Origin of the sequence: Pseudomonas sp. B21128, assembly GCF_044218865.1 — a bacterium.
Lineage (GTDB): Bacteria > Pseudomonadota > Gammaproteobacteria > Pseudomonadales > Pseudomonadaceae > Aquipseudomonas > Aquipseudomonas iridis.
The window spans coordinates 4,513,731-4,539,687 of sequence record NZ_CP162590.1 but is presented as its reverse complement, the minus strand read 5'-3'; the positions used below and the strand labels follow the sequence as shown (position 1 = coordinate 4,539,687).

General features: G+C 58.1%; 24 protein-coding genes. 9 read left to right on the top strand and 15 right to left on the bottom strand.

What is annotated here, in order from left to right; translation table 11 throughout:
• Positions 1 to 35: 35 nt before the first annotated feature.
• The 5 genes from AB4P91_RS20255 to rfaH form a co-directional block, all read right to left on the bottom strand.
• A complete protein-coding gene (locus tag AB4P91_RS20255; RefSeq protein WP_395603517.1) occupies positions 36 to 1,427 on the bottom strand; it encodes an undecaprenyl-phosphate glucose phosphotransferase in 1,392 nt (463 codons plus the stop codon).
• A gap of 90 nt (positions 1,428 to 1,517) precedes the next feature.
• Entirely contained in the window at positions 1,518 to 3,833 is a 2,316-nt protein-coding gene (locus AB4P91_RS20250; protein ID WP_150687440.1) for a Wzz/FepE/Etk N-terminal domain-containing protein, read from the bottom strand.
• A 2-nt stretch (positions 3,834 to 3,835) separates the two neighbouring features.
• A complete protein-coding gene (locus AB4P91_RS20245; RefSeq protein WP_150687439.1) occupies positions 3,836 to 4,369 on the bottom strand; it encodes a polysaccharide biosynthesis/export family protein in 534 nt (177 codons plus the stop codon).
• 12 nt (positions 4,370 to 4,381) lie between these two features.
• Positions 4,382 to 5,542: an outer membrane beta-barrel protein gene (locus AB4P91_RS20240; RefSeq protein WP_395603516.1), complete on the bottom strand. Its 1,161-nt coding sequence runs from the start codon at positions 5,540 to 5,542 to the stop codon at positions 4,382 to 4,384.
• 53 nt (positions 5,543 to 5,595) lie between these two features.
• Positions 5,596 to 6,114 (bottom strand): transcription/translation regulatory transformer protein RfaH, encoded by a 519-nt coding sequence (gene rfaH, locus AB4P91_RS20235; protein WP_395603515.1) that lies wholly within the window; start codon positions 6,112 to 6,114, stop codon positions 5,596 to 5,598.
• A 760-nt stretch (positions 6,115 to 6,874) separates the two neighbouring features.
• Between rfaH and AB4P91_RS20230 the strand changes: the two genes are divergently transcribed.
• Positions 6,875 to 7,849, top strand: a complete 975-nt coding sequence (locus AB4P91_RS20230) for an NAD-dependent epimerase (protein WP_395603514.1) — start codon at positions 6,875 to 6,877, stop codon at positions 7,847 to 7,849.
• A 33-nt stretch (positions 7,850 to 7,882) separates the two neighbouring features.
• Here AB4P91_RS20230 and AB4P91_RS20225 read toward each other — a convergent pair whose 3' ends face one another.
• Positions 7,883 to 8,842 carry a DMT family transporter gene (locus tag AB4P91_RS20225; protein WP_150591670.1) on the bottom strand — a complete coding sequence of 320 codons (960 nt, stop codon included), beginning with the start codon at positions 8,840 to 8,842 and terminating at the stop codon, positions 7,883 to 7,885.
• A gap of 344 nt (positions 8,843 to 9,186) precedes the next feature.
• On the opposite strand from AB4P91_RS20225, the gene AB4P91_RS20220 reads away from it, so the two are divergent.
• Positions 9,187 to 9,693, top strand: coding sequence for a CinA family protein (locus AB4P91_RS20220; RefSeq protein WP_150591671.1), 507 nt, complete (start codon positions 9,187 to 9,189; stop codon positions 9,691 to 9,693).
• A 171-nt stretch (positions 9,694 to 9,864) separates the two neighbouring features.
• The gene (locus AB4P91_RS20215) at positions 9,865 to 10,092 is read left to right on the top strand and encodes a PLD nuclease N-terminal domain-containing protein (protein ID WP_395603513.1); all 228 of its coding nucleotides are present in this window, start codon (positions 9,865 to 9,867) and stop codon (positions 10,090 to 10,092) included.
• Between the two features lie 103 nt (positions 10,093 to 10,195).
• Here the strand turns inward: AB4P91_RS20215 and AB4P91_RS20210 are convergent, their stop codons facing one another.
• Both AB4P91_RS20210 and AB4P91_RS20205 read right to left on the bottom strand, forming a co-directional pair.
• Positions 10,196 to 10,444 (bottom strand): DUF6555 family protein, encoded by a 249-nt coding sequence (locus AB4P91_RS20210; protein ID WP_150592551.1) that lies wholly within the window; start codon positions 10,442 to 10,444, stop codon positions 10,196 to 10,198.
• Positions 10,445 to 10,697: 253 nt separating this feature from the next.
• Positions 10,698 to 11,648 (bottom strand): universal stress protein, encoded by a 951-nt coding sequence (locus tag AB4P91_RS20205; RefSeq protein ID WP_395603512.1) that lies wholly within the window; start codon positions 11,646 to 11,648, stop codon positions 10,698 to 10,700.
• Between the two features lie 277 nt (positions 11,649 to 11,925).
• Between AB4P91_RS20205 and AB4P91_RS20200 the strand changes: the two genes are divergently transcribed.
• From AB4P91_RS20200 to AB4P91_RS20190, 3 genes are read left to right on the top strand one after another with little or no spacing between them, the layout of a single operon-like run.
• On the top strand, positions 11,926 to 12,999 hold the full coding sequence (locus AB4P91_RS20200; RefSeq protein ID WP_150591674.1) for an NAD(P)-dependent alcohol dehydrogenase: 1,074 nt from the start codon (positions 11,926 to 11,928) through the stop codon (positions 12,997 to 12,999).
• Positions 13,000 to 13,034: 35 nt separating this feature from the next.
• Positions 13,035 to 13,247 carry a hypothetical protein gene (locus AB4P91_RS20195; RefSeq protein ID WP_395603511.1) on the top strand — a complete coding sequence of 71 codons (213 nt, stop codon included), beginning with the start codon at positions 13,035 to 13,037 and terminating at the stop codon, positions 13,245 to 13,247.
• Between the two features lie 54 nt (positions 13,248 to 13,301).
• On the top strand, positions 13,302 to 14,543 hold the full coding sequence (locus tag AB4P91_RS20190; protein WP_395603510.1) for an MgtC/SapB family protein: 1,242 nt from the start codon (positions 13,302 to 13,304) through the stop codon (positions 14,541 to 14,543).
• Here AB4P91_RS20190 and AB4P91_RS20185 read toward each other — a convergent pair.
• Positions 14,540 to 15,454 carry a diguanylate cyclase domain-containing protein gene (locus AB4P91_RS20185; protein ID WP_395603509.1) on the bottom strand — a complete coding sequence of 305 codons (915 nt, stop codon included), beginning with the start codon at positions 15,452 to 15,454 and terminating at the stop codon, positions 14,540 to 14,542. The two genes, AB4P91_RS20190 and AB4P91_RS20185, sit on opposite strands and share 4 nt — an antisense overlap.
• 209 nt (positions 15,455 to 15,663) lie before the next feature.
• On the opposite strand from AB4P91_RS20185, the gene AB4P91_RS20180 reads away from it, so the two are divergent.
• Positions 15,664 to 16,587 (top strand): universal stress protein, encoded by a 924-nt coding sequence (locus tag AB4P91_RS20180; protein ID WP_395603508.1) that lies wholly within the window; start codon positions 15,664 to 15,666, stop codon positions 16,585 to 16,587.
• A 52-nt stretch (positions 16,588 to 16,639) separates the two neighbouring features.
• Here the strand turns inward: AB4P91_RS20180 and AB4P91_RS20175 are convergent, their stop codons facing one another.
• From AB4P91_RS20175 to fnr, 4 genes are all read right to left on the bottom strand, one after another.
• Positions 16,640 to 17,203: a GNAT family N-acetyltransferase gene (locus tag AB4P91_RS20175; protein WP_395603507.1), complete on the bottom strand. Its 564-nt coding sequence runs from the start codon at positions 17,201 to 17,203 to the stop codon at positions 16,640 to 16,642.
• 235 nt (positions 17,204 to 17,438) lie between these two features.
• Positions 17,439 to 18,344, bottom strand: a complete 906-nt coding sequence (locus AB4P91_RS20170; protein WP_150687430.1) for an amino acid ABC transporter substrate-binding protein — start codon at positions 18,342 to 18,344, stop codon at positions 17,439 to 17,441.
• A 49-nt stretch (positions 18,345 to 18,393) separates the two neighbouring features.
• Entirely contained in the window at positions 18,394 to 19,734 is a 1,341-nt protein-coding gene (gene potE, locus AB4P91_RS20165; RefSeq protein WP_395603506.1) for a putrescine-ornithine antiporter, read from the bottom strand.
• Between the two features lie 468 nt (positions 19,735 to 20,202).
• Positions 20,203 to 20,943: a fumarate/nitrate reduction transcriptional regulator Fnr gene (fnr, locus tag AB4P91_RS20160; protein ID WP_395603505.1), complete on the bottom strand. Its 741-nt coding sequence runs from the start codon at positions 20,941 to 20,943 to the stop codon at positions 20,203 to 20,205.
• Positions 20,944 to 21,509: 566 nt separating this feature from the next.
• On the opposite strand from fnr, the gene AB4P91_RS20155 reads away from it, so the two are divergent.
• Complete coding sequence (locus AB4P91_RS20155; RefSeq protein WP_150591683.1) at positions 21,510 to 22,427, top strand: universal stress protein; 918 nt, start codon at positions 21,510 to 21,512, stop codon at positions 22,425 to 22,427.
• A 172-nt stretch (positions 22,428 to 22,599) separates the two neighbouring features.
• Here AB4P91_RS20155 and AB4P91_RS20150 read toward each other — a convergent pair whose 3' ends face one another.
• On the bottom strand, positions 22,600 to 23,031 hold the full coding sequence (locus tag AB4P91_RS20150; RefSeq protein WP_150591684.1) for a VOC family protein: 432 nt from the start codon (positions 23,029 to 23,031) through the stop codon (positions 22,600 to 22,602).
• Between the two features lie 235 nt (positions 23,032 to 23,266).
• The gene (locus AB4P91_RS20145) at positions 23,267 to 24,235 is read right to left on the bottom strand and encodes an AraC family transcriptional regulator (protein WP_395603504.1); all 969 of its coding nucleotides are present in this window, start codon (positions 24,233 to 24,235) and stop codon (positions 23,267 to 23,269) included.
• Between the two features lie 101 nt (positions 24,236 to 24,336).
• Between AB4P91_RS20145 and AB4P91_RS20140 the strand changes: the two genes are divergently transcribed.
• Positions 24,337 to 25,584, top strand: a complete 1,248-nt coding sequence (locus AB4P91_RS20140; RefSeq protein ID WP_395603503.1) for an MFS transporter — start codon at positions 24,337 to 24,339, stop codon at positions 25,582 to 25,584.
• The last annotated feature ends 373 nt before the right edge of the window (positions 25,585 to 25,957 follow it).

The following is a 25,957-nucleotide window of genomic DNA, read 5'->3' as shown; positions in this document are numbered from 1 at the left end:
GTCGTGTTGACGGCCCGGGAACCGGGCGCGCGCGGTTAGTAGATGTTTTTGGAGAACAGCGAGAGGGGGGTCTTGAGCAGAATCTTGATGTCGAGCCACAGCGACCATTGGTTGATGTAGTTCAGGTCCTGGGCGACCCGCAGCTGCATCTTTTCCAGGGTTTCGGTTTCGCCACGGTGCCCGGTGATCTGCGCCAGCCCGGTGATGCCGGGCTTAAGGCGATGGCGCGCCATGTAGGCGCGCACCTTGCCGGTGTAATAGATGTTGTGGGTGACGGCATGCGGCCGCGGACCGACCAGCGCCATGTGCCCGAACAACACGTTGAACAGTTGCGGCAGTTCGTCGATGGAACTGCGGCGCAGGAAACGTCCCAGTGGCGTCACGCGGTCGTCGTTGCGGCTGGCCTGGCGCACCTCGTGATCGTCGTGGACGCGCATCGAGCGAAACTTCCAGACCCTGATCACTTCGCCGTCGCAGCCGTGGCGGTTTTGCTTGAACAGTACGGGCCCGGGGGATGAGCATTTCACCGCAATCGCCACGCCCAGCAGCAGTGGGCTGAGCACCAGCAGCGCCATCGCGGCGAGGCTGCGCTCCAGCAAGTCCTTGCAGAACAGACTGCCGGGGTGCGATGTGATGAGGCTTTCGTTGAGGTAGATCGCCGGCATCCGCTCGATTTCCGAAATCGAGTGGTTGAGCAAGACCATGCTGCCGAAATCGGGAATCCACACCACGTCGACGTTGATGTCGAGCAGGTCGATGTACAGCGCTTCGATGGTGGCGGCGTCGGCCATCGGCAAGACGATGTAGACCCGACGGGCTTCGAGGCGAGTGATGATTTCGCGGATGTCGTCGACATGCCCCAGCAGCGGCAGAATGCTCGGTGCCGGGCACACTAGCGGCGTGGCGGAAACAAAGCCGAGCAACAAAGTACGGTCGGGGTGAATAAGCTTTTTCGCCAATTCATGCGCTGTTGAGCACGTGCCGATGATCACTGAGCGACGGTCGTTGCGGCTCAGTCGCGTATACAGTCGCACGGCGAAATGCAGCGGCAGGAAGCTGCACATCTGCACCACAAATCCTCCGATCGCCCAGACCAGCATCACCTGCCGTGAATACAGGGCGCTGGTCTGCGTGACAAACGCGATGGTGCTCAGCGCCGCCAGCAGAATCAGCCAGCCGGCCAGCAAACGGCTGAGCCCGGCCAGCAACCCATGGCGCTTGTGATAGACCTGCATGAGGCTGTACGTCGGCACCGATCCGAGAATCGTCAGGATCATCAGCACGCGGTATTCGCTGGGCAGGCTGCCGACCCGCCATTGCACCAGCACGATCAGCAACAGGTTGACCAAGGTCATCGCGCACAGCCACTGGCCCCAGAAAGTCAGGCCACGGCGGTGGGCCATTTGAGCGGTATTGAGCGGCGTCATCGACTCGATCTCACAAAAAAAGAACGAACGGGCCCCTGAGGCGAGGGCGCAAGCGCTCTCGCCACCAAGGCTGTCTTAAAAAATCAAGGGTTAGCGGGGGGCGAAGTCGTAGTCGTAGAAGGAGCGCGAATGGCTGTGGCCGTATTTTCGCGCCTTACGCAAATCGACCTGGTTGAGCACCACGCCGAACACGGGCGCCTGGCTTTGCTGAAGTACCGCAAGGCCTTTTTGCACCTGCGCGACCGGCGTGCTTTCGGCTTTCACTACGTAGATGACGGCGTCCGAATGCTTGGCCAGCAACAGGGCGTCGCTGACCATTTCCGCCGGTGGTGAATCGATGATGATGTGTTTATACCGGCCCTTCAGCGCCTCCAACATGCGACCCAGTCGCGGCGAACTGAGCAGATCCTGCGCCGGCGGCCGGTGAGCGGATCCATATTGCGCACGGGCCGAAGGCAAGCGCGGGGCGTCGAACGGGTCAAGCGGGGAGAGCGTCAGACTGCCGGCCGGCAACATGTCGAGATTGCCCACGGTACGGATGCAGTCTTCGAGTTTGGCGGTGCCTGCGATCACATTCGCCAAACCTGGGTTTTCCGGTGGGAAATCGAAGTTCAGCGACAGTGTCGGTTGACGCATGTCGGCGTCGATCAACAACACCCGCTCAAGCGAGGTCAGTGAGCAGGCGAGGTTGTTGGCGATGGTGCTTTTGCCTTCACCGGCCACCGACGACGTGACCAAAACCACCTGCGCCGGCGCCTCGGTGTTTTGCAGCATGAGCCAGGTGCGCAGGTTGCGGATGGTTTCGCAGAATCGCGGGTTGTCGTTGTCTTCGAACAAGCGCGCCAGTTGCCGACGGCTTTTTTTCATCACCAACGGCACCACGCTGAGCAGCGGCACGCCGAGGGTGCTTTCGATGGTTTCATCGCTCTTGAAGGTGTTGCTCAGGGTTTCCAGCAAGAAGGCCAAGGCAATGCCAATGACGGCGGCGACCAGCGCGACAATCGCGATGATCAGGGATTTGCGCGGTTTGCTCGCTTCGGTCGGGGCAATCGCGGCATCGACGATCCGCGCCTTGGCTGAATCCATGTCGGAGGTGGCGGCGGTTTCTTTCAGGCGGGTGACGAAGGTTTCGTAAAGCGCCCGGGTGCTGTCGACTTCACGCTGGTATTCGCGCAGCTGGAATTCCTTGCGCGAGATGTCCTGGATCTGCGCTTTGTTGGTGTTGAAGGATTGGCGCAACGCGCTTTCGCTGGCAACCGCGAGCTGATACTGGCGCTCAATGCCGGCGACCACTTGCTGCACTTGCAGACGCAGGCTGCTGGCGGCGGTGCGCAATTCGGTCTGGGCCGACACCAGCGACGGGTGTTTCGGCCCGTAGCGCCCGGACAATTCTTCGACCTTGGCTTGCGCCTTGGCCAGATCCGCCTGGAATTGCTGGATCAAAGGGTTGCTCAGCACCGCCGGCACACTCGAGAGTCGGCTGATATCGCCGTTGCTCAACGACTGCGCCTGACGGAACTGGCTTTCGGCCTCGGCACGGTTGCGCCGCGCATCGATCATCCGGTTGCCGGTCATCTGCAACTCGTTGGCGCTGATGGTCGCGACGCCGTCGACATCCACCAGGCCTTGTTCCTCGCGATAACCCTGCAGTTTGTTTTCAGCGGCGCGCAGGTTATTGCGCAGCTCTACCAGGCGGGTGTTCATCCAACTGGTGTTGTTTTGCGAAGACTTGAGGCTGGTGTCCTGCTGGCTGTCGATAAAGCCCTGAGCCAGTGCATTGGCGGTGACGGCCGCAAGCGCTGCGTCAGGCAGCTCGACTTCAATTTCGATCAACTGGCTCTTGCCGACGAATTTGACGCTGGTGTGCAGCATCAGGTTTTGCGTGACCTCGTTGAACACGTCCTCTTCGGTCGGCGCTGGCTTGGGCGCCGGCAAGTATTCCAGCCAGGGCAGCCATTCACCACGATTGAGCTCGGCCAGCCATTGCCGTGGCGCGAACCATGATTTGGGCTGCTGACGAGGGTCTGTGATCGGGTTGGTAGTCAGCCCAAGCTTCTTCACGGCCCGTTCGGCAAGATCGCGCGATTGCAGCAACGCCTGTTGCGTCTGCAAATAATCAGTGGTGGTCGAACCACCGGTATCGGCATTCTGCTGAAAACTCATCACCGGTGGCGTTTTGTCCTTGATCAGCAAGGTGGTGCTGCCGACGTACTGCGGCGTGACCATGGACAATGCGGCCGCTGCCAGCGCGGCACTGAGCACCACCAGCAAGGCGATATTCCACTTGGCCGCCCAGACGGTTCGCCAGAGCTGAAGCAGGTCCAGGGTGTCCGACTCTTCGTTGTGCGACGCACGCAAGTGCGCCTGGAGGGGACGTTCGACGTAGGTGCTAGGGCTGTTGTCCATGATTAGAAAAAGCCTTGTGCAATGGAAATGGTGTCACCCGGGCTGATGACCGTGGTGCGGCTGATGTCGTCGATTACGGGCGGGCCACCCACGCCGCGCAGGATGGTCACGCGTTTCATCGAAGCGCGTTCGGTCAGGCCACCGCCCAGCGCAATGGCTTTTTCAAGCGTGAGTCCGGGCTGAAACGGATAGCTGCCAGGCTTCTGCACTTCGCCATTGATGTAGAACGGTCGGTACTCGATCTGGCTGAGGCTGACTTTTGGATCGACCAGATAGCCTTGCTTCAAGCCCTCGACGATTTTCTGCTCCACCTGATTGGGCGTCAGGCCCCGGGCGACGACTTCGCCCAGGAACGGATACGAGAACGTGCCGGCATCGTTGAGGCGGATCTTCTTGAAACTCAGCTCCGGTTCGCCGAACACGGTGATGCGCAAGACATCGCCTGCCGCGAGTTTGTAGTCAGTAAGGGTTTCGGCGGCGTGGGCTGCGGGAGTCAGCCACACCAGCAACAACAGGAAAACGATGCGCATATTCATGGGCCTGGCCTCTTAGAGACTGACGTCGAAACTGATCTGGAAGACGTTGCGGGTGAAGCTCTCGTTGTCGGCGTCCGAGTCGTTATCGCGAAAGCGATAACCGAGTTCGATATCCAGCCAGCGGCGCATCTTGTAGATCACCGCCAGGTTGTAGTCCTGAAGGTCGTCGCTGCGCGACTGACCCTCGTAGTCGTAGCGGCCCATGCCGGCCTGCGCCACGGTGGTGATGCGTTCCGTCCAGCCGTGGCGCCAGCCGACCTGGGTGAAGGTCGACTTCACGGCGTCAGCGCCGTCGTCACCTTCAGCCATGGCCTGGCGGGCAAGAAAGGTAAAGGTCGAATAGGTGCGAGGTTTCCATTGCAGATCCACTTGCCAGGTGGGATTGCTCAGGTCGCTGGCGCCACTTTCGTCGAAATTCTTGCGTTCATAACCGAGCTTGAGCATGCCGGTGGTACGGGCGCTCATGTCCCACTCGGCTCCGCCCAGCAATGCATTGGAACGGCTGCTGCGGGTACTGCCCGATTGCAGATAATCGAACCGGGTGTGGTCGTATTCGAGCAGGCCGCGCGTGTTGCTGCCGAGGCGGTGATACCAGATGCTGGAAAAGCCGCTGGTGTTGCGCTCTTTGTCGTCGTTGATGCCGCCGCCGTTGTCGTAGCGCAGTTGCGCATAACTGGCGCCGAGGTCGATTTGATTGGCGGCAGTTTTCGCGCCGAAGGTGTACACGCCGTTGACTCGGGTACTTTCGATCTTGTCGTTGATGCCATCGACGGCCGTTGAGGTCGTGCGCTCGTACTTGCGCGCTTCAGCTTCGAGTTTCAGCCGATGGCGATCGGTGAACTCCATGATGCTGTCGGCGCGCACGCGCTGGGCGGTGTTCGAGGCATCGTCATCCTGGTGGTAGATGTAGCGCGTGGGCTCCCAGATCACCCGCGTCGCACTGTTGCGATCCTCGGCCTTGAGCTCGAAGTAGGGCGCCAGCCGAGTGACCATCGTCGATTGGACATTGTGTTCAAGCTCACGAAAGTTATCGTCGTAGCTTTCCGACAAGCCGAACTTCGGGATGAAGTCGAAGCCGTAGACATTGATCGCTTGTGGCTCCAGGCACCAGGCCACTTCGGGGTACAGAAAGGCCAAGAGCAGGGCAGCGGGGCAGCGGGAATTCAGGGCCATGGTTCTTGGTCCGCAAAGTGGGTATCGGCGTATGGCTGGGGGAATGGCGGGCGTTACTGTCGTTGTCGCTCAAGCAGGCTCAGCGGTACGCGGACAGGCTGTTGCCGGTTAAGAACCTGCAACAGAATCATCACGCGTTCAGCACCCAGCGATGACAGGTAGACACCTTCAAGCGGCTCCAGCGAACCTTGAACGATGTGCAAGATTTCACCGGGTTCGAGCGCGTTGGGAGTGGGGGATTCAAGCGACGTTGCACTGCGCTCGCGCAGGTGTTCGATCACCTGATCGTGGACGATGGCGGGCACATGATTGAATTCGACGATGCGGCTGACGCCACGGGTGGAGCGGATCGGGCCCCAGTTGTCATCGGCGCTGAGCTGAATGAACAGGTAACCCGGGAACAACGATTCGATAACGTTGTGCCGTTTGCCCCGCACGATGCGACTACTCATCAGCTCAGGCCGAAAGGTGGCGTAACCCTGTTGAAGCAAATTGAATTGCGCCCGCTCATCCTGGCGGGGTTTGCACTGCAATAAATACCAGTTAGAACCGCTGCGGCGACTCGTTAGCATGCTGGAATACTCCATACATAGCGAAGGTGTAAGCATGCCGAACGCAGACACTTCAGTGCGTATTCATGCTTGCTGGTAGCTAGTAGGCTGATCAAGGCCAAGATGGCGAAGCCAGATGCGTTACATGTTTTTATTGGCAGGGTAAGTGTTTCAGAAATGAATCACTCGGGTCGTGCTCTAGTTGTGGGTCGGGCTGTCTTTGGTGCAAAACGCGGTAATTTTCGTTTGGGCAAAGCTACCGCACGGTTTGCACATGCAACCTTTTTGAAATGTTTTTTAGATGGTCGCCTGACAACTAACGGTGGAGACCTGCAAGGTTCCGGCGTAGGCAAGTCAGGCAGGGAATAGTTATCGGCCAGTCGTGATCGGCTGTCAAATACTAACAGTCAAAAAAAGCGCCATTTATCCATCGGTATTTTTCGGTTTGTTCAAGTCTATGTTTTGTATGTGTTTTTATATTTTCAGAATTGCGCAAAACTTTTTCGATTATGCGCGGTCGCGTTCGATTGCAGGGGCTTGTCAAGTCGGTTTAGTTACTAACAATGCTTTCCCCGTTAGTGGGTGAAATAACCTAATTGTAGCTTTTCTGTGGTTTGCATGAAGTTTTGAAGCCTCGCTATCAACTCTGCTATAACCTCACAACTTCCAGTAGTTGTCGCTTGCGGTACGCTTGCATGGATTAGTGGCGTCAAAGAATCGCCATTGTTTGTTTTGATCGCTGAGTCGCTCACGAACCAAGTATTAAAGGGGAAGCATTGCCATGACTATTCTCGTGACCGGTGCTGCCGGGTTTATTGGCTACCACACTGTTAAGCGTTTGATTGAAGACGGAATTGAAGTTGTCGGGATCGATAATCTCAATGGCTACTATGATGTCACGCTCAAACAGGCGCGACTCGCCGCATTGCAATCTTTGCCAGGCTTTGAATTTCACGAAATGGACATCGTCGACAAACCTGCGCTGATGGCGCTGTTCCAACAGCACCGTTTTGAATACGTCGTGCACTTGGCAGCGCAGGCTGGTGTCAGGTACTCACTGGATCAACCGGACGTCTACGGGCAATCGAATCTGGTGGGTTTTCTGAATGTGCTTGAAGTCTGTCGGCAGTTTCCCCCAGAGCACCTGATCTACGCGTCGAGCAGTTCGGTGTACGGCGCCAATCATAAGATGCCGTTCCACGAAGAGGACCCCGTCGAGCAGCCGGTCTCACTCTATGCCGCGACCAAACGCGCCAATGAATTGCTGGCTTACAGCTACTGCCATCTCTATGGCTTACGCGCCACCGGGCTGCGTTTTTTCACGGTGTACGGGCCTTGGGGGCGGCCCGACATGGCGCTGTTCAAGTTTACCCAGGCGATGATCGAGGGGCGCTCCATTGATATCTACAACGAAGGGCAAATGGCTCGGGACTTTACCTACATCGACGACATTGTCGAGTCGATCCAGCGCTTGTTGAGCAAGCCCCCTGAGGGCACGCAAGGGCGCGGCGCCAATCGGTTGTTCAATATCGGCCGCGGCAGTCCGGTCGCGCTGCTGGCGTTTGTCGAGTGTCTGGAGCGGGCGCTGGGCATCGAGGCCCAGCGCAATTATCTGCCGCTGCAAGAAGGTGATGTGGTCAAGACCTGGGCAGATGTTTCGGCGCTTGGCGCGTGCATCGACTTCAGCCCCCAAGTGTCGGTTGATGTCGGGGTGGCGGCTTTTGTGCAGTGGTATCGGGCTTATTATCGGGTTTGAGTTGGGTAGAGCGAGCCAGTGAGCATCCGCTTTTCACACCACAGCTTTGGCTTCAGCCTTGATCGCCGATCTGCGGTACGTCAGCAATACGATGCCGGCGACCACAATCACCCCGCCGAAAACCTGCCCGGTACTGAGCATTTGATCCAGCACAATCCAGCCCATCAATAATGTCGCCAACGGCTCGATGTTCATGACCGGCGCATTGCGCGGCATGTCCAGGCGAGGCACCGAAATGAACAGCACGATAAAACCGGTGCCGTACAACACCACAAGGGTGGCGAGGGCCAGCCATCCGGTCGAGGTTGCGGGCAGGTTCAGTCCGCTTGGGAAGGCGCCGGTCAGTCCCGCCAGATTAATGCTGCTGAAGACGATAAAAATGGTCAACAGACTGCGCGCCGAGCCACGTACCTGAGACAACTTGTGGTCGGTGATCCACAGCGCGCAGGCGAATACGCTGGCGGCGCAGAACGCGAGCGCGACGCCCAGCCCCCATTCCGGGCCGACGCTGGTAGTGGACGAAAGACGTCCGGGTACGTCCAGTACAAACACCAGCCCCACCAGAATCAAACCCATCAACGCAGCAGTGCGTGCGGTCGGTCTCGGGCCACCCATCGCCCAGGTGAGCAACGCCAGCAGGATGGGGAACACGTTGGCCACCAGCAGCGCCAGCGCCACTGGGACTCGAGCGACGGCCGAATACAGGCACAGGCTTTGCGCGGTAATCAGCAGCCCCAGCAGCAACTGCCAGCGCCAGGCACCTGCGGGCAGGCGCAGACTTTGTCGTTGCCACAGCACCAGGATGGCGAGCACCAGTAAAGTCCCGCCCGAACGCAGCAAGATCGCCAGCAACACCCCCGCGCCATCATCAAAAGCGACCCGAGCCGCCACATGGTTGCCAGCGAAAGCACAGCCCATGCACAGAAGAATGATCACGGCCAGATGACGGGGGAAAGGGGGCGGAGCAGTTTGCGCAAGGGTAGAGCGAGGCATGGCAGATCTCGAACAGTGCTCGGCCATTCGGGATGGCGTGCGGGTTTTTATTATGTTGTCGTACAACTGGGTCGTTTTGTACCGCAATTGAGTGTGTCGGGCAAGGAGCGTGGCATCCGGGCCTTTTGCGTACTGCAGCGAACGTTTGCCGGGGGAGCTGGCGGAAATGCCAGGAAGGGTTTTTTTACCGCTTTGCGGGCAGACAGTTTCGCGGCTACGGGCGAATTACCGGGTTTGACCTGGACTCATCGCCACTTTTTTGCCGAAACTGACAAAGCCAAAATGCAATGGAATGTTCGTCCTTCCTGTCGGTCAACCGAGCAATAACCCTGTGAGTTGAGCTCATGCCCATTGCCGAAGACACCGTTCGATACCTGCGGGATAACGCCTTGGTGATCACGACAGCAGAGTCGTGTACGGCGGGCAAAATCGTTACGTTGCTTTCCGAGGTCGAAGGCAGCGGCAATTTCATCGAGTGCGGGTACGTTGTTTATTCGCCGCAAGCCAAGCAGCGGCTACTGCACGTTAAGCCACACACCATCGACACTTTCAATTTGACCAGCGTGGAAGTTGCCCGGGAGATGGCGACGGGAGCCTTGCGCGACAGCACTGCCAATGCGGCCATCGCAACCACCGGGATTCTCGGCCCGGACGATGTAGACGGCATCCCGGCAGGGACGATCTGCTTTGCCTGGGCCTTTCAAATGGCTGATGAGTGCCACCTGTTCAGCCATAAACACCGGTTTCACGGCGATCGTTGTGAGGTGCAAAAACAAGCCACTGAATATGCACTGCATTGGTTGCCGCTTTTCCACGAACGTGTTTTGCAACGCGATAAAGGTGAGGCGTGATGAGCGATGAGATCTCGCGGTTGATTGATGGTGAGCCGACCATCCTTGTCGAGACCGCGAAGCTTCTCCATGAGCACCTTCGTCGCGCTCGATTATTAGAAGCGGATGTCATGGAGGCTGCACGTTTCAGCCAAGGCATCTACGCCGTAATCAGCCTGAGGAGGCTAAATCATGTCGCAAGCTACCAGCTATATCGCGATTGCCGTCGCCGTGTTCATTCTTCTCGTCAATCTGTGGGCCATTGTCAGCGTGTTTGGCAGCGATAAAACAGTGGGGGTGAAGGCGGGTTGGGCTATCGGGCTTATCGTTTTCCCAGTGATAGGGTTAGTGGTTTGGGGCCTTGCTGGCCCCCGTGGAATCAAAGAGGGGCCAACGTCGCCTGAACACAGCAAAGGGTAGATGTAACTCGTTCCACGACGCTGGGAGTAGGGTGGTCTAGACGTCCTCGACGCGGTGACGGTGGACGCACCGTCACCGCGTCGAGTTCATGAGTCAGTCATGGCTAGGCTTCTGTCCATACCAACGTAGCGGTTTCGCGCCACTTCACTTCAGTGACTCCGAACCGCTCGGCTTGAGGTTTCGAAACGACCTTCAGCGGAGGTTTACCTGGCTTGGGGATTGGGGCTATACCCGCATCGCAACTTGCCCAATGCCAGGCATCAACATTACGCATGGACTTGGCGCGAATCACGAATGACTTTGACTGCCCGTGAAGTTTGTAATCGATGACGAAAATGTCTGTTTGGCTCATGAGTTCCTCCTTACGCTCATAAGCAAATGAGCTGTACCGACCGAAAAAATTCCAACGTTTTTCAGCGTCGAAATAGAGCATGACTTTTCGCCTGGTTCTCTGCCCATCGGCAGTGCCAAACTCTTCACCTCCAGTCGCTCTTCGGTGAGCGGGATCGCTGAATGGGCATGCCCCCGCCAACTGGACGCAGTCATCTGGACTGCTCTGCCGCCATGCCGCTTTCAGACCCCCACTGGCTTGTTTTGAGTCCAGTTCAAAGCCGTAGCGTGCCAGATGTGCCCATCGCGAGCATTTCTGGCGCCACGACCCACACGCTGCAAGGCATTTTGTACAACAGATGCTCCACCGTACTGCCGATCAGTCGGCCTATCCCTCGATGGGTAATACGGCCCATTACGATCACGTCGACATCGTATGCATCGGCGTAGCTGGAAAGCACCTTGGCTGGATCTCCCATAATCATGTGCTGGTTTTCTGCCGGGATATTGTTGCGCGCAGCCAGCGCCTGGAAGGCTTCGCCTTGGGCGTCAAACAGGCTTTTGGCGGCGCTGGAGGAAAAGAACGCTGACGCGTTATCAAAGCCGAATTCGGCGGCGCTGAGGGACGACAGGTCATGGGCATAGATCACGTCAAGTTCGGCGTTGCAGGTGCTCGCCAGTTTTGCCGCTTCGCTCAGGATCCGGTCGTTGAGTCCCTCGTACTGGCCATCGCGATGGAAGGGATCGACGGCGGCAACGATTCGCCGCGGCAGGGCGTGTTGTACGTGACTGACAAAATGCAGCGGCACCGGGCATTCACGCAGCAGGTGGATGTCCAGCGGCGTGAACATAAGGCGTGATAGCAGCGACTCATGCTCCAGTGCTTTGATCAGCGCAGCCATCGGCTGCTCCCGCAGGTGGATGAGGATTTCCTGCAAGGGCTGTTCTACCCACACCACTTCCGTGGTGACGTGCACACCGATTTTGCGCAGTGGCCGGGCCTGGTCTTCGAGCCATTGGTGATGGCGCTCGACGTAGCCCAGGCGCATCTGTTCCAGGGCCTGTTCGTTGACCAGCCCGGCGGTCGCCAGACCCTCCAGATAATCGAACGCCACGATGTGCAGTGCGGCATCCGAGGCTTTAGCCAGTGCGGCGGCGCGGTCGAACGCAGGGCTGTTCTTCATCAGCGGCGAGGCAACGAGCATGAAGCGTGCTTGATCAGACATGACAGAACTCCCGTGGGTCATCACAGCAGTAATGCGCTCATGAACTCAAACGTTCACGAGCAGGGCAGTGACATGTACTGATCCTGGCGCGAGCGGCGGCGGGGCGCTTGATATTTGTCAAATGCTTGGCTGATCAATCACACCATCGGATGCACGGTCGGGCATTGCGGCTCATTCACCGATTGTTGACCATTATCAACCTCCGGTCTGACACCGCGGCGCAAGCTCCGGTGGAGTGCTGAACTCAAACGCGCCACTGGCGCAGGGAGAAGTCACCATGGCCACCATGAAAGCCGCGATCTTCGTTGAAAAAAACCGCATCGTGCTCGACGACAAACCGATACCCGAAGTAGGGCCACTGGATGCGTTGGTCCGCATCACCACCACGACCATTTGCGGCACTGATGTGCATATCCTGCGCGGCGAGTACCCAGTGGCCATAGGGCTGACCATCGGTCACGAACCGGTCGGCGTCATTGAACGATTGGGTTCGCAAGTACGCGGTTTTGTCGAAGGGCAGCGGGTGATTGCCGGCGCCATCACCCCCAGCGGGCAAAGTTATGCCTGCCTGTGTGGTTGCGGCTCGCAGGATGGACCCGAGACCCGGCATGGCTTCAAGGCCATCGGCGGCTGGAAGTTCGGCAATACCCTCGACGGCTGCCAGGCCGAGTACGTGCTGGTACCGGATGCGCTGGCCAATCTGTGCCCGATTCCCGATGGACTGAGCGACGAACAGGTGCTGATGTGCCCGGATATCATGTCTACCGGGTTTTCCGGCGCAGAACGCGGCGAGATTGCTATTGGTGACACGGTCGCTGTTTTCGCCTTGGGGCCTATTGGCCTGTGTGCCGTGGCCGGGGCTCGCCTCAAAGGCGCCACCCGCATCATCGGTGTGGACGCGGTGCCTGAACGAATGAGTGTGGCCCGCCAGTTGGGCGCGACCGATACCGTCAACTTCAATGACGGTGACGTGGTGGAGCAGATTATGGCGCTGACCGATGGCCGTGGCGTCGATGTGTCCATCGAAGCGCTGGGCACTCAGGGCACGTTCGAGTCGGCATTGCGGGTGCTGCGTCCCGGTGGGCGCTTATCCAGCCTCGGTGTGTATTCCAGCGATTTACGTATCCCGCTCGGCGCGTTTGCCGCGGGCCTGGGCGATTACAGCATCGTCTCCACCCTGTGCCCGGGCGGTAAGGAACGCATGCGGCGCTTGATGGGAGTGGTGCAGAGCGGTGCCGTAGATCTCTCGCCGCTGGTGACTCACCGATTCAGACTGGACGATATCGAGGCCGCCTACGAACTATTCGCGCATCAACGCGACGGCGTTATGAAAGTGGCAATCACTCCTTGAAAGCACATGGATGTGCCGCTGAAACCGAGGTTTTCATGAACATCGAGATCACTGAAAGGCAGGCACCCCATGTTTGGGTCGTGCACCTGGATGGCTGGGATGTGAACTTCAGGAGCGTCAAGGCTGCGAAGGATTTTGTCGATGTGCTTCAGGCCCGCATCAATGCACCTCATATGTGGCCAAATGCTTGTGCTCAGACGCCAACGAGGCCGGTTGCGGTTCGCCGAATGGGGGCGAGCGTTGAATGATCGCTGTGAGCTGCGTGCAGGGCAGTTCGCAAACGCTGCGGGGCGCTACCCATCATGAACGAAGTTTTCGATCTTTCCGGTGCCGCGGCGGCGTTGGGGATCGGCATGCTCATCGGTCTTGAGCGTGAACGGCACAAGGGCACTGGCGATGCGCGACACTGCGCCGGCTTGCGCACGTTCGCCATTACCGCTTTGTTGGGCTATGTCGCGCTGCAAGTCGGCGGTGGCCTGCTGGTGGGGATCATCGCCGCCTGTGTGACGCTGCTGATCAGCGTCGCGTATTGGCGCAGCCGCAGCGACGATCCCGGGGTAACCAGCGAGGTGGCGTTAATCACGGTGTTGCTGTTGGGCGCGTTGTGTACGACCGCGCCGGCGCTGGCAATTGCCCTTGGCGTGGTCATCGCGGGTTTATTGGCGTATCGCCAGACGCTGCATCATTTTGCCAACAGCCAGTTGACCGAAGCTGAGATGCGCGACGGCCTGATCTTGCTGATCGCGGCGCTGGTCGTGTTGCCATTGGTGCCGGATCGGTACATGGGACCCTACGCCGCGATCAATCCACGCACTATTTGTACGCTGACGGTGTTGCTGATGCTGGTCGGCGCGACCGGTCATATCGCCGTGCGTACGCTGGGCAGCCGCTACGGCTACGTGATCAGTGCAATCGCCTCCGGGTTTGCTTCGAGTACCGTAACGATCGCGACCATGGGGCAGCGAGTCGTCCATGAGCCGGACAACATCAGGATCCTCAGCGCGGCCGCCATTCTGTCCAATCTTGCCACGGTGGTTCAGGTCGGCCTGATCTTCGCCATGGTTGATCCGGACTTGCTGCGCGACGTGTGGGCGCCATTGGGCTTCGGTTTGGCAGCGACAGTCTCTTATGGCGCCTGCCTGATGTTTCCCGACCCGACACGGGGTACCCGCAGCGAGCCGATCAAGACCTCCGGCGCGTTCAATCTCAAACTCGCCATCATCGTGACGCTGACCCTGACCGGCATCACGCTGCTGTCATCGGTAATGCTCAACCACTTTGGCCAGGCGGGAATGATGCTCACGGCGACCCTGACAGGCTTTGCCGATGCGCATTCCGCCACGGCCTCTGTGGCGAATCTTGCCAAGGCGGGGCAGCTGCCCTATGACGCCATAGCCGCGCCCGCGCTGATTGCCGTCAGCAGTAACTCGGTGAGTAAATGTGTAGTGGCCTGGGTCAGCGGCGGCAGACGGTTCGCCGCCTATGTGATCCCGGGCCAGCTGTTGCTGACGCTCGCGATGTGGGCAGGCTACGTGTTGATTTAATCGCAAGCTGACTCGCAACCCGGCGCCAGCAGACTGAAGCGGCAGGCGTTGCCGCCGTTACGCTTGGCTTCGTACATCGCATTGTCTGCGCGCCCCAGTAATTGCTCAACACTCGTCCCATCAGTCGGGTATACGCTGATACCGACGCTGATACGCATCTCTATCCGATGGTTATCGATCATGAAGGGCTGATCCATGGAGGTGATCAGTTTGTTCGCCAGCGCTTCGATCAATTCGCTCCGATCCATGCCCGGGATCAGGATCGCGAACTCGTCACCGCCCAGGCGCGAGACCACATCAGACCTTCGCACCGACTGGCCCAGACGCTCAGCCACGGCGACCAGCAACTTGTCGCCGCAAGCGTGACCAAAGGTGTCGTTGACGCCTTTGAAACGGTCCAGATCGATGAACATCAACGCCAGTGTCGACGGATGAGTGTGAGCGCCGTTGATTGCCTTATTGAGCAGGTTCAGGAATAGCACGCGGTTGGGCAATCCGGTCAAGGGATCATGGAATGCCAGCTCCTGCATGGCAGCGCGTTCTTCGTCCCTGATCTTAAAGTTGTGCAGGATGGAGATGAAATGGGTCACCACACCCTGATGATCGAGAACCGGAGTTATGACCTGATTGACGGTGCAGGTGCCTCCATCCTTGCGACGCTCGACCATTTCGCCCTGCCAGGTAAGGCCGGCCAGTATTGTCATCCAAAGGTTGCGATAAAAAGTTGTGTCTTGGCGTCCCGAGGCCAGCAAATGTGGAGTCTTGCCCAACAGCTCCGGTTTGGAGTAGCCGCTCAGCAGGCAGAAGGCTTTGTTAATCCAAACGATGCATCCCGTACGTTCTGTTATCAAAACCGGATTCGTTGCGGCGTCCAATGCTCTTGCCAGTACTTGCTGGTCACTTTCGATCATCGCACCCCTCCAATACTGCCGTTGACACAGAAGACCTGGCTTCAGGCTAGGGCACGGCACAGCGGGTCTCTTGACCGAAGTCAACTTTTGCTCGGGTCATGCCCTGCGTCAAAATCCGTCCAGTTGCTGACAAAGATCAAAGTGCTTGCGGCCGCAGCGTTCACGCGGAAGGTCTATTCCTTTTGGCTGGCCGCGTGCCGAGGTATCCAATGTCGCAAACTCAGCGTTTACTGTTGATCGCTCCTCCCACCATGGAGCGCACACCGGCGTTCGAGCGCGCGGCGGCGCTTGCCCAGGCCATGCAGGTGCCGCTGCACATCGTGGCCTTCGACTATGTGCAAGCGCTGGCGGTGGCCGGCCTGTTTGCCCCTGAGCAAATCCGCCTGGCCCGCGATGGTTATTTGCGCACCCATCGCCAGTGGCTCACAGAGCAGGCGTCATTGCTGGCAAGACATCACATCAAGGTCACCACCGAGGTGGTCTGGGTTCAGGATCCCTTTGTCGAGATCCTGCAGTTCGTCAATGAGATGCCGGTGATATTGATCATCAAGGATGCCCAGCACGAGTCGGCGTTGAAACGCATTTTTTATACCCCGCTGGATTGGCAACTGTTACGCGATTGTCCGGTGCCGGTACACCTGGTGACTGACGACACTCATTCTCGCCCGCGCAATGTACTGGCCATCGTTGATGTCTTGCGCAGCGAAGAACAGGATTGCCTGTTCAACGACCAGATCCTTGATGCAGCCACCCGATTGGCTGAGCAATGTGATGCCAGACTTGAGCTGGTGCATGTGTATGACTGGACGACGGTTTACACCACGGACATGGGTTTCGGCGCATTGCCGCTGGCCACCGGTGTTCACGAAACGCTGGGTAGCGCTCAGCATGAGGCGTTTGCGGCCCTGGCCGAACGTCACGGCGTGCCAGATCCATGCCGACATTTCATCGAGGGCGCGCCGGTGCCAAGCATCTGCGAGTTCGCCGACAAGCAGCAGATTGACGTCATTGTGATGGGAACGGTGCAGCACCACGGCTTGAGCAAGTTGTTAGGCACCACCGCCGAACAACTGCTGCATCGCGCTCCGTGCAGTGTGTTGGCGATCAAGCCACAACACACCTTGCAGTCCTGAAACGGGATCGCCCCGTAATGAGCCGTTGGCCGACACATCACGGGGCGATTTTTTACAGGTGAAGTCGATGAATGACCTGGTGCGGATCGTCGGGATCATTGTGAGTCTCAAACCCTAGACTTTTGGCCAGATCGCGCATCAACGCGTTACTCGCAGCGTCGACCGAATACATCTGGCGAAAACCGTTGTGGCGGGCAGTCTTGATCAACTGCTCCATCAGCAATGTGCCCAGGCCCAAGTGCCGCCATTCATCAGCGACCGTCACGGCGCATTCGCACTGATATTCGCCGGTGCCGGCATAACGGCTGATACCGATTTCGATCAACTTGCCGTTCTCGTGAACCAGTGCAATGAAGGCCGTACGCTGTTTGTTGTCGGTGTCCATCAACTGGTCGAGCAGGGCGGTGCCAGGTTCGCTGATCTGGGCAAGAAAGCGCATGTGCCTGGATTCGGGTGACAGGCGCTTGATGAAGTTGTATTCGCGCTCACGATCCTTTTCCGAAAGCGGGCGGATCAACACATGGCGGCCGTCCTTGAGCGCCTCAATCCAATATTGGCCGGAGACCGCCGCATAGGCGGCTACGGCCTGATCGTTGTGGTCTTTAACGGTGAGCATGGGTCATCCTCCATCCAGTTGAAAGGCTGGCGCGCGGTGAAAAAAACGTCCGCTTGGCTTCCTTCTACACCGTTGCCCGCGGCTGCATCTGATCTAAATCAGGCACAGGCCTCGCGGTTCTTCATTGGCATCGGTTTGATGGAAATCAACGAAGGGCAGGTGGGGCGGGTGCAGCCTTAGACTCTGCTGGCCCATGGCGCTGGAATCAGCATTCAAACGTGTTTTCAGCACGTCGCTAAGGTATCGCATAGATCTTGAATAGCTTTTTGGCCGAATCACCGGCTCCCCCCAGATATTTTTCGAATGCCCGTTCAATGTCGCCGGATCGATACATTTCACTCAGCGCGGTGTCGACCAGCAGACGGAAATCTTCATCCTCTCGATCCACTGCCATTGCAGTCGGTGCGTACTCAAAAATCCGCTCTAGCAGTACCAGGTTTCCCGAAGGGTAATTGCTGGTTAGCAGATGCTTGAGCATCATGCGTTCAGCGAAGAAGGCATCGGCTTTGCCATTGGCAACCAGATTGAGACCTGCATCTGCGTTCTCTACTGTGATCAAAGTGGCTACAACACCCAGCAATCGCATCTGCTGATGTATCCACGTCTCGGTGACACCGCCAGCGATGGCGGCATACGTTTGATTGGACAGACCAAGGTTCACAGTCGCTCGCCACGTTGGTCCTGTATGAGCCACCTTGCCGCCCAGCACATTGAGCAAGGCGTCGGAAGCATTCTGGCGGACCACTGCCGAGAGACCGGCCGTGTAAATTGGCACCGAGTAGCTGACGATCTTCCTCCGTGCCAGTGTGGGTGGGGTCGGCGTACAAAGAATGTCGATCTTCCCCGAACTGACGGCATTCATCTCGTCTTTGAGTGAGACAGGTTGGTACTGAACTTTCAACTCAGGCAAATTCAAATCGGTCTTGACCTTCTCGGCTATTTTCAGACAAAGATCGATGGCATAACCGCTGGCTTTATCGGCTGCCTGATCACTGAAAGGCACGAAGTCAGGTAAGTAGCCCAGAGTGATAGCGTGACTCGCGCGTATGCGCTCAAGCGTATTGCCATGGACCATTATCGGTAGCAGCGCCAGTATGCAGACGAGCAGCAGGTTGTTTGCTTTGGCAAGTTTTACGTTCATACACGGGTTTCCTCGAATTCAGATGTCTGTGTCGTACTGAACACTTGGATCAAGGGTTATCGGCCCGGGTGTTAGCAGGCGCCGGGACGTCGACAAAACGTTTGGCGAGGAAACCGTAGAGCAAGTAGCCGAACACCAGAACAAGGATGCCGCCGAACACGGCGTCTTTGCCGCAGGCATACAGCGCATACAAGGAATAGGCGACGGCAACCACTAACAGCAGAGTGTTGCGCGTGTATACGCCTGCGCTGACTTTGGCTTTGTACATCATGACCAGCAGCCCGGTGGCTGCCGTCACGTAGGGGATCAGGTTGGTCACCGCGGCGAGGCTGACGAGTTTTCCGAACTGTGCACTCGCGTTTGGCGAAATGGTCGACAGCGCCATCAAGGTCTGCAGCACGCCACAGACCACCATCCCGACGACGGGGGCATTGTGTGCGCTGACCTTACTGAACAGTTTTGGGAACATGCCCTGATCAGCCGTCATCTTGGCGGTTTGCGCCAGAGTGAACTGCCAGCCCAACAGTGATCCCACACAGGCCATCACCGCGAGCGCCATGATGATGTTGCCGACCGTGGGGTTGAACATGTGCGCATACACGAGCGCGAAAGGGGCTGATGAGTTGGCCAGTTCGGCATTGGGAATGATGCCCTGAATGACCGTCGTGGATAGCACATAGACAGCGGCGGCCCCCAGTGTGCCGAACAGGCAGGCCAGCGGTACGGTGCGCGTGGGGTTTTCCACCGCATCAGAGGCCTGGGCAGCCGACTCCATGCCGAGAAAAGCCCAGAGGGTCAGAGGAATCGCTTTGCTGATCGCTTCGGATATGGGCAGGTTGTTCGGGTTCCAGGCAGCGATTATCAGATCGGTTTTGAACCAGAACCAACCGATGATGCTCAAGCCCGCTACCGGGATGATCACCCCCCAGACAGTAACCGCACCCATCCTGCCCGTGATGCCAGGGCCGCCAAAATTAGCCACGGTGGTTAACCAGAGCAAGCCGACCGTTCCGATGAACAATGGAATGGCGCCGCTTCCCAGCCAAGGCATGAACGATGTCATGTATCCCACTGCGGAGATGGCCACGGCCACGTTGGCGATGGCCAGCGACAGGAAATACAGATAAGAGCACAGGAAAAAACCTGATTTTGCGTGCGCTTCTTCGGTGTAGGCGGATAACCCGCCCGAGCGCAGACAATAGATGCCACATTGGGAAAAACAATACGCGATGGCCATGGATCCAACAGCGGTGACGATCCATGACAACAATGAAACAGCCCCGAGTTGGGCCATGCTCGTCGGCAACATAATGATGCCTGAGCCCATCATGTTTACCGCAACCAGTGTGGTGAGCCCCATGAGGTTCATTTTCTTGCTTGAGTCGGCCATCGGAATCCCCTGGATCTGCGAAAAGCATCACCGCTCAACCCTCGAATGCACTGCGAAGCAGGCTCAGGCTCCCGCCGAAAATGGCGATGGACAATCTGACCAGCTGCCTGACAACGCTCACGCGCCTGCCCAAATTTTGCTATGAGAGTGGGTCGGACACGTTGAGTTACGGTCTTGTCACAACACTAGTACCGGCAGACGGGGGCATTTCTGATAATTATCAATCAATACGATCTGCCAGCCGTTAGCCCCATGGATTGGCACTCAAGCCATGTAGCAGCCCTCCAACGACCGCGGTAATAAACCCGCTAACGCCGAGTGCTGGTCTTCTCACGTGATGTTCAAAGCGTAGAAAGCCGGATTATTTAAAATTGATGGGTACAGGACGCTCGTCGCTTTGCAACGGCTTGCCCGAGGGCGCACAAAACCAGGACGGGCGCGCCTGATCGATCTGCGTTAGGGACGGTGTCATTGATTCTGGCGATTGCAGCCGGACACCATGTGTTTGAGGCCGTCCATGTTCTGGATGGTCACGTCGCGACCGGCGATTTCCACCAGCCCCTGATCGCGCAAGTGGGCAATGCCACGACAGATGGTCTCCAGACGCAGCCCAAGGTAGGAGCCGAGCTCTTCACGGCGCATTTTCAGCACAAACTCTTTGGAGGAATAGCCACGCACGCTCAGGCGTTGCGAGAGGTTGAGCAGGAATGCCGCCAGGCGCTCATCGGAGTTCATATTGCCCATCAGCATCAACATGCTGTGGTCACGCACAATTTCCCGGCTCAACAGTTTGTTGAGGTTGTGCTGCAGGGATGGAAGGCTTTGCGCCAGTTTTTCCAGTTGCGCGAAGTGAATCGGGCAGACTTCGCTGTCCTCCAGGGCATACGCAGTGCAGGCATGCTGATCGGCACTGATGGCATCCAGACCGAGCATTTCGCCGGGTATATGAAACCCCGTCACTTGTTCTCGGCCATCGACGGACAGCACGCTGGTCTTGAACGAACCTATGCGCACAGCGTACAGCGAGCGCAGCGGGTCACCTGCCCGGTATAGCGCGGTGCCTTTCTTCACCTTGTATCGCTGCACGATCAGTGTATCGAGTCGATCGACCTCCGAACCCGTCAGGCCGATCGGCAGGCATAGCTCCACCACGCTGCAACTGGAACAGGCAGCTTTGAGCAGTGGCGGGGGAGAATGAGTTTCAAGCATGGGAAAGGCGCCTCCAAGGGTCGTGATAAGCATAGGCGTCGTAGCGGCGCGAGTACTTTTCATTTGGCCTTTCACCGTGATTGCAGACGAGCGGAGTGCCCGGATTACCGAGACGCTGGCAGCTTCGTCTTTATTAAGCTTCAAGGTTGCTGTTGATACTTGATGTAAATCAATCATTGCCCGGTTTTTCAATTTGGGCAGCCAGTCGCTCAGGCGTAACAAACACTCGTAAAGAATCGACACAGCAGCGAATTCACCGCTACCCATCGATGCTGTCTTTTGTTGACAAAAATCAGAGTCGGGAGCGCGCATCGTCAGATACTCAGTTCAGCGATTTGGCAGAGCAGTGATTGACCAAGGGGAATCATGAACCTGCGCTCATCCATCATCGTGCTGAGTATCCTCTGGTGGCTACAGCCACCGGAGCGTGCAGCCGTCGAGGCCAATGAGCGCATCAAGCGGATGGCCGAAAAGGCAACGCGCAAGTCGTCGGCGATTTCATCAAACCGGACACGGATGTCGGGCTGGCAATCAGGCCGGCGAAGCATTGCCAGGAGAGGTACGTCATGTTCAAGCTCAAACGCATTCTATTGATCGCACCCGCCGAAATGACCCGCACTCCGGCGTTTGACCGCGCCCAGGCTCTGGCCCGGGCCAGCGGTGCGTTGTTGCACATCGTGGCCTTCGATTATGTGCAGGCCTTGGCGCTTGCCGGTCTGTTTGACCACAACGCCATGGCGCAGGCGCGCGAAGGTTATTTGCAGGTGCATCGGCATTGGCTGGAACAGCAAGCCCGATTCGAGCGTGGCAGCGGCGAGCAAGTCACTACCGAAGTGGTCTGGGCCAGGTCCACACCGGCGCATGTGCTTGAGTACGTCAATGACTTCCACGCCGATCTGGTCATCAAGGACGCCCACCATGTTCCGGCCCTTGATCGGGCATTCCATCAACCACTGGACTGGCTGTTGCTGCGCGATTGCCCAGCCTGTCTGCACCTGGTCACCGATGCAGCGAACCCGACGCCTTTGAAGATTTTGGCGGCCATAGACCTTTCCCACCTCGAGGACCTGACCCAAGGGCTCAACGACCGGATACTCGGCCTGGCATCGACTTTGGCATCAGAGTGCGGAGCGTCGTTGCATCTGCTGAACGTGAGCAATTGGTCCGTAGTGGGTGATGCCGCGATGAGTGTGCCGAACCTGAGTCTGGATCACAGCTTGCGCGATGCGATCACCGATACTCAGCAAGAGGCGTTCGATACCCTGGCCGAGCGCTATGGTGTCGATGAAAAACACAGGCACTTGCTGACCGGTATCCCTTACCGGGTGATCGAACAGTTTGCCCGACAGAACGCGTTCGACCTGATGGTGCTGGGCACGTCCTACCATCACGGCCTCGACGGTTTTATCGGCGGTACGGCGCAATGCCTGATAAATCGCGCGCCGTGCAGCTTGGTGATGGTCAAGCCGTCCGTGCACTTTTAGACGAAAGCCGCCGATAGAAGACAGCCAGATCCCCCGAGCTTCGGGTCGAGACAACTAAAGTTAAGGGGGCGGGCAGCAGCGTCGGAAGGGCAGGGTTGTGCAAGTGCCCGAAAAGATGCGGAAACGATCCATAGAGACAGCAGCCAGTTTCCTGAATGGCAGAATCCTGAGTTCAGATTGAACAAACCGGGCGCTCTCCCAAACGCTCTACCAACCTTACGAGATAGCCATCGGGATCCTGGACGATGAATTCGCGCTGACCGACTTCTACATTGTTAGCCCGATACCAGGTGTCTTTGCATTCTCGATAGAGTGGAAATCCAGCCTGACCAAGTTTTTGGATGATCGGGCCGACAGCCGCAACGTCAATCTGGAGGTTGATTCCTCTTCCATACGGCTTAGTCAGGGGGGCAGTTAGCCATTGGCCAGCCTCCGGGTCAGCCTGCTCAAGCATTACCTGCGCACCGTTCAAGTCGAGGTAAGCGAATCCGTCTTCTGGGCGTTGATAAGCCACTTCAAGTCCCAGGCAAGAAACCCAAAAGGCCAGACTGCTATCCAGGTCAGTGACCATTAACTCTGGAACCAGTTTGCTACGTTCGAACATGAGATGACTTCCATTTCAATCGGCTCAATCGCCGGGGGTGAACAGTGTAAAAAGCTGATTCGCGCGATCAGGCAGTGCTCTTTTGGCACGGGCCCTGGGAGGTGGCGAGCATCATGATGCACGGTCGGCTGAGTATTATCGAATCGAGTTGAATGGCGACTTTTGGCCTAAAGCTGCCTGACGCATGGGCAGTGCAAAGCCGCCCTATGGCTCCCTCCACGACTTCTGCTCGGCGTCAGGAAACGGCGGACTGTCTCGACTGTCGACTTAATCCAGGCGTCTTGCCCGTAATGCGCTTGAATGCGCGACTGAAAGCGGCCTGAGATGTATAGCCCAGGCGCAGCGCCACCTCTTCAATTGGCAGCCTTTCCAGCGTCAGCCACTGGCTTGCAAGCCGCATTCGCAACTCAGTGACGTAGCGTAGTGGTGTCATGCCAATCGTCACTTGGAAACGGTCCGCGAAGACTGAACGCGAGCTATTGCATTGCTCCGCCAGCTGCGCAACGGTCCAGTTGCGTCCCGGTTGTTGGTGGAGCGCAAGAAGCGCATTTGCCAAGCGTGGATCGCGCAATGCGGCGACCAGGCCAGAGGCACTACCGCAGGCGCACTCCACCCAGCCGCGAACGACCATGGCGGCCACCACGTCGGTCAGTCGCGCGAGGATGCCGGCGAAGCCGATACGTGCGGCGCTGACCTCGCGCTCCATGGTGGTCAGGATCGGCACCAGTCCGGGGTAACGCTGCCCACCGGCATCAATCAGCATCAAGCCGGGCATCAGGCTGCCCAGGCCATGGATACTGCCCAACTCAAACTCCATGCAGCTACTGAACAAAATGGTCGTCGGCGTGGGGTTGGCATCGGTTCCGGCATCCACCGCGCTGACGGTTTCACCGAGGGGCGCGCCGTCTAAACGGTCGATGTCCTGAACAGGCACGTCCGTATGGGAAAGCAGTTGATGGGCCGCCCCATGGGAGATAAATACGGCGTTGCCGGCAGACAGCGCATAGGTTGTCCCGTCCTCCATCCGTAGCACCGCATTCCCGACCGCCAGGAAGTGGAACCAGGCATGCCCAGGTTTGGCCGCGAAGCCCAGGCCGAAGACTGGACCGGCTCGGATACGCCGGTGCTCAACGCCACGCAGGCGCATGCCGCGCAACAACTCGTTGATGAGTTCCGAGGAGAGAGCAAACTGATCTGTAGGCATCGTTAGGTGTTTCAGTCAAAAAAACGAGGTTTTTGATCATAGATCATCCAGATTCTCGCGCCTAGACTGCGGGTCGCAATGAAGATTGGGAGATCCGTGCAATGACTGACCTTGTGTGTAATGCCGTAACCGACAGCCGTGCCGGCGTCGGGCAGGATGTAGAACCTGCAACCCCCGCGTGGATGGCCGTATTCTCGTTGGCAATGGGCGTGTTCGGCTTGCTGACCGCTGAGTACCTTCCGGCCAGTCTGTTAACACCGATGGCTACCGATTTGGGTGTGTCCGAAGCGCTAGCTGGCCAGGCCGTAACGGTGACCGCAGTGGTGGCGCTGTTCGCCGGCCTGTTGGTGCCAGGCCTGACACGCAGTATCGATCGTCGCTGGGTGCTCCTGGGTTTTTCCACGCTGATGATCGCATCCAATCTGTTGGTCGCCATTTCCTCCAGTTTCGCGGTGCTGCTGTTGATGCGTATCTTGCTGGGTATCGCCCTTGGCGGGTTCTGGAGCATGGCGGCGGCAGTGGCGATGCGATTAGTACCGGCTGCTTTGTTGCCGCGAGCGCTCTCGATCATTTTCAGCGGCATTGCTATCGGGACGGTGGTTGCGGTCCCGTTGGGCAGTTTTCTGGGCGGGCTGTATGGCTGGCGCAGCGCGTTCTTTGCAGCGGCGGCGGTGGGGGGCGTGACCCTGACTTTCCAGTCGTTTACTCTGCCGCGCCTTGCGCCGCGCCGGCCTGCACGCCTGCGCACGGTGTTTGAGGTGTTGCTGCGCCCGGGCATCGCCATCGGGATGTTCGGTTGTGTGCTGGTGCACAGCGGCCACTTTGCGATGTTTACTTATATTCGGCCATTCCTGGAAGGTACGACAAGCATTGGCCCGCAAGGGCTGTCGCTGATGCTTCTGGGGTTTGGTGTGGCGAACTTTGTCGGCACGCTGGTGGCTGGATGGCTGCTTCCCCGTCACCCGTTGGCCACCCTGGTGTTGATGCCGGTGCTGGTGGGCGTTGCGGCACTGGCGTTGGTTCTTTTGCCGGCCTCGGTGCCGGGTCAGGCCATTCTGCTGGCGGTCTGGGGCTTGGCCTTTGGTGGTGTGCCAGTGGCATGGTCGAACTGGGTCGCCAGCGCCGTACCTGATCAGGCGGAAAGCGCCGGGGGCATGGTAGTGGCGTCTGTGCAGTCGGCCATCGCAACAGGCGCAGCCGCTGGCGGTGCGATGTTCAGCTTCGGTGGTAGCGCAGGCGTGTTTGTAGCGGCGGCCGTGTTGATGCTGCTGGCCGCGTTGCTGATTGCGTTGCGTGTCCGGGTTCCTTCCCATGGCGGTGCCCAGGCCAGGCCGGCGCTGCACCTTTGATCCGACTCCCCGCGCGCCCCGATTCTGCCTGTAACCCGGACATGAAATAAGAACAATACGACGTCTCACCAAGGACGCCTGAAATCTTTTCACGCCGCAGGTATAGGCAATGCGCTCGGGTGGTTCGACTGGACGTTGTACGCAACCTTTTCGGTGTACCTGGCAGGCAATCTGTTCGACAAGGCCTGTCAATGTACCCGCGCTGATCAAGCATTGGACTCGGGCAAGACATCCTGTCGTGAAAAACGGTAGAGAATGGCCGAAAGCTGTCCGTTGAAGACAGCCACATCCTCAGGTGTGTCGAGGTCGAACCAGTGATGTCGGAAGGGAAGGGTTGCGGAAATGGCCGAATAGATGCGGAAACGGTCTATAA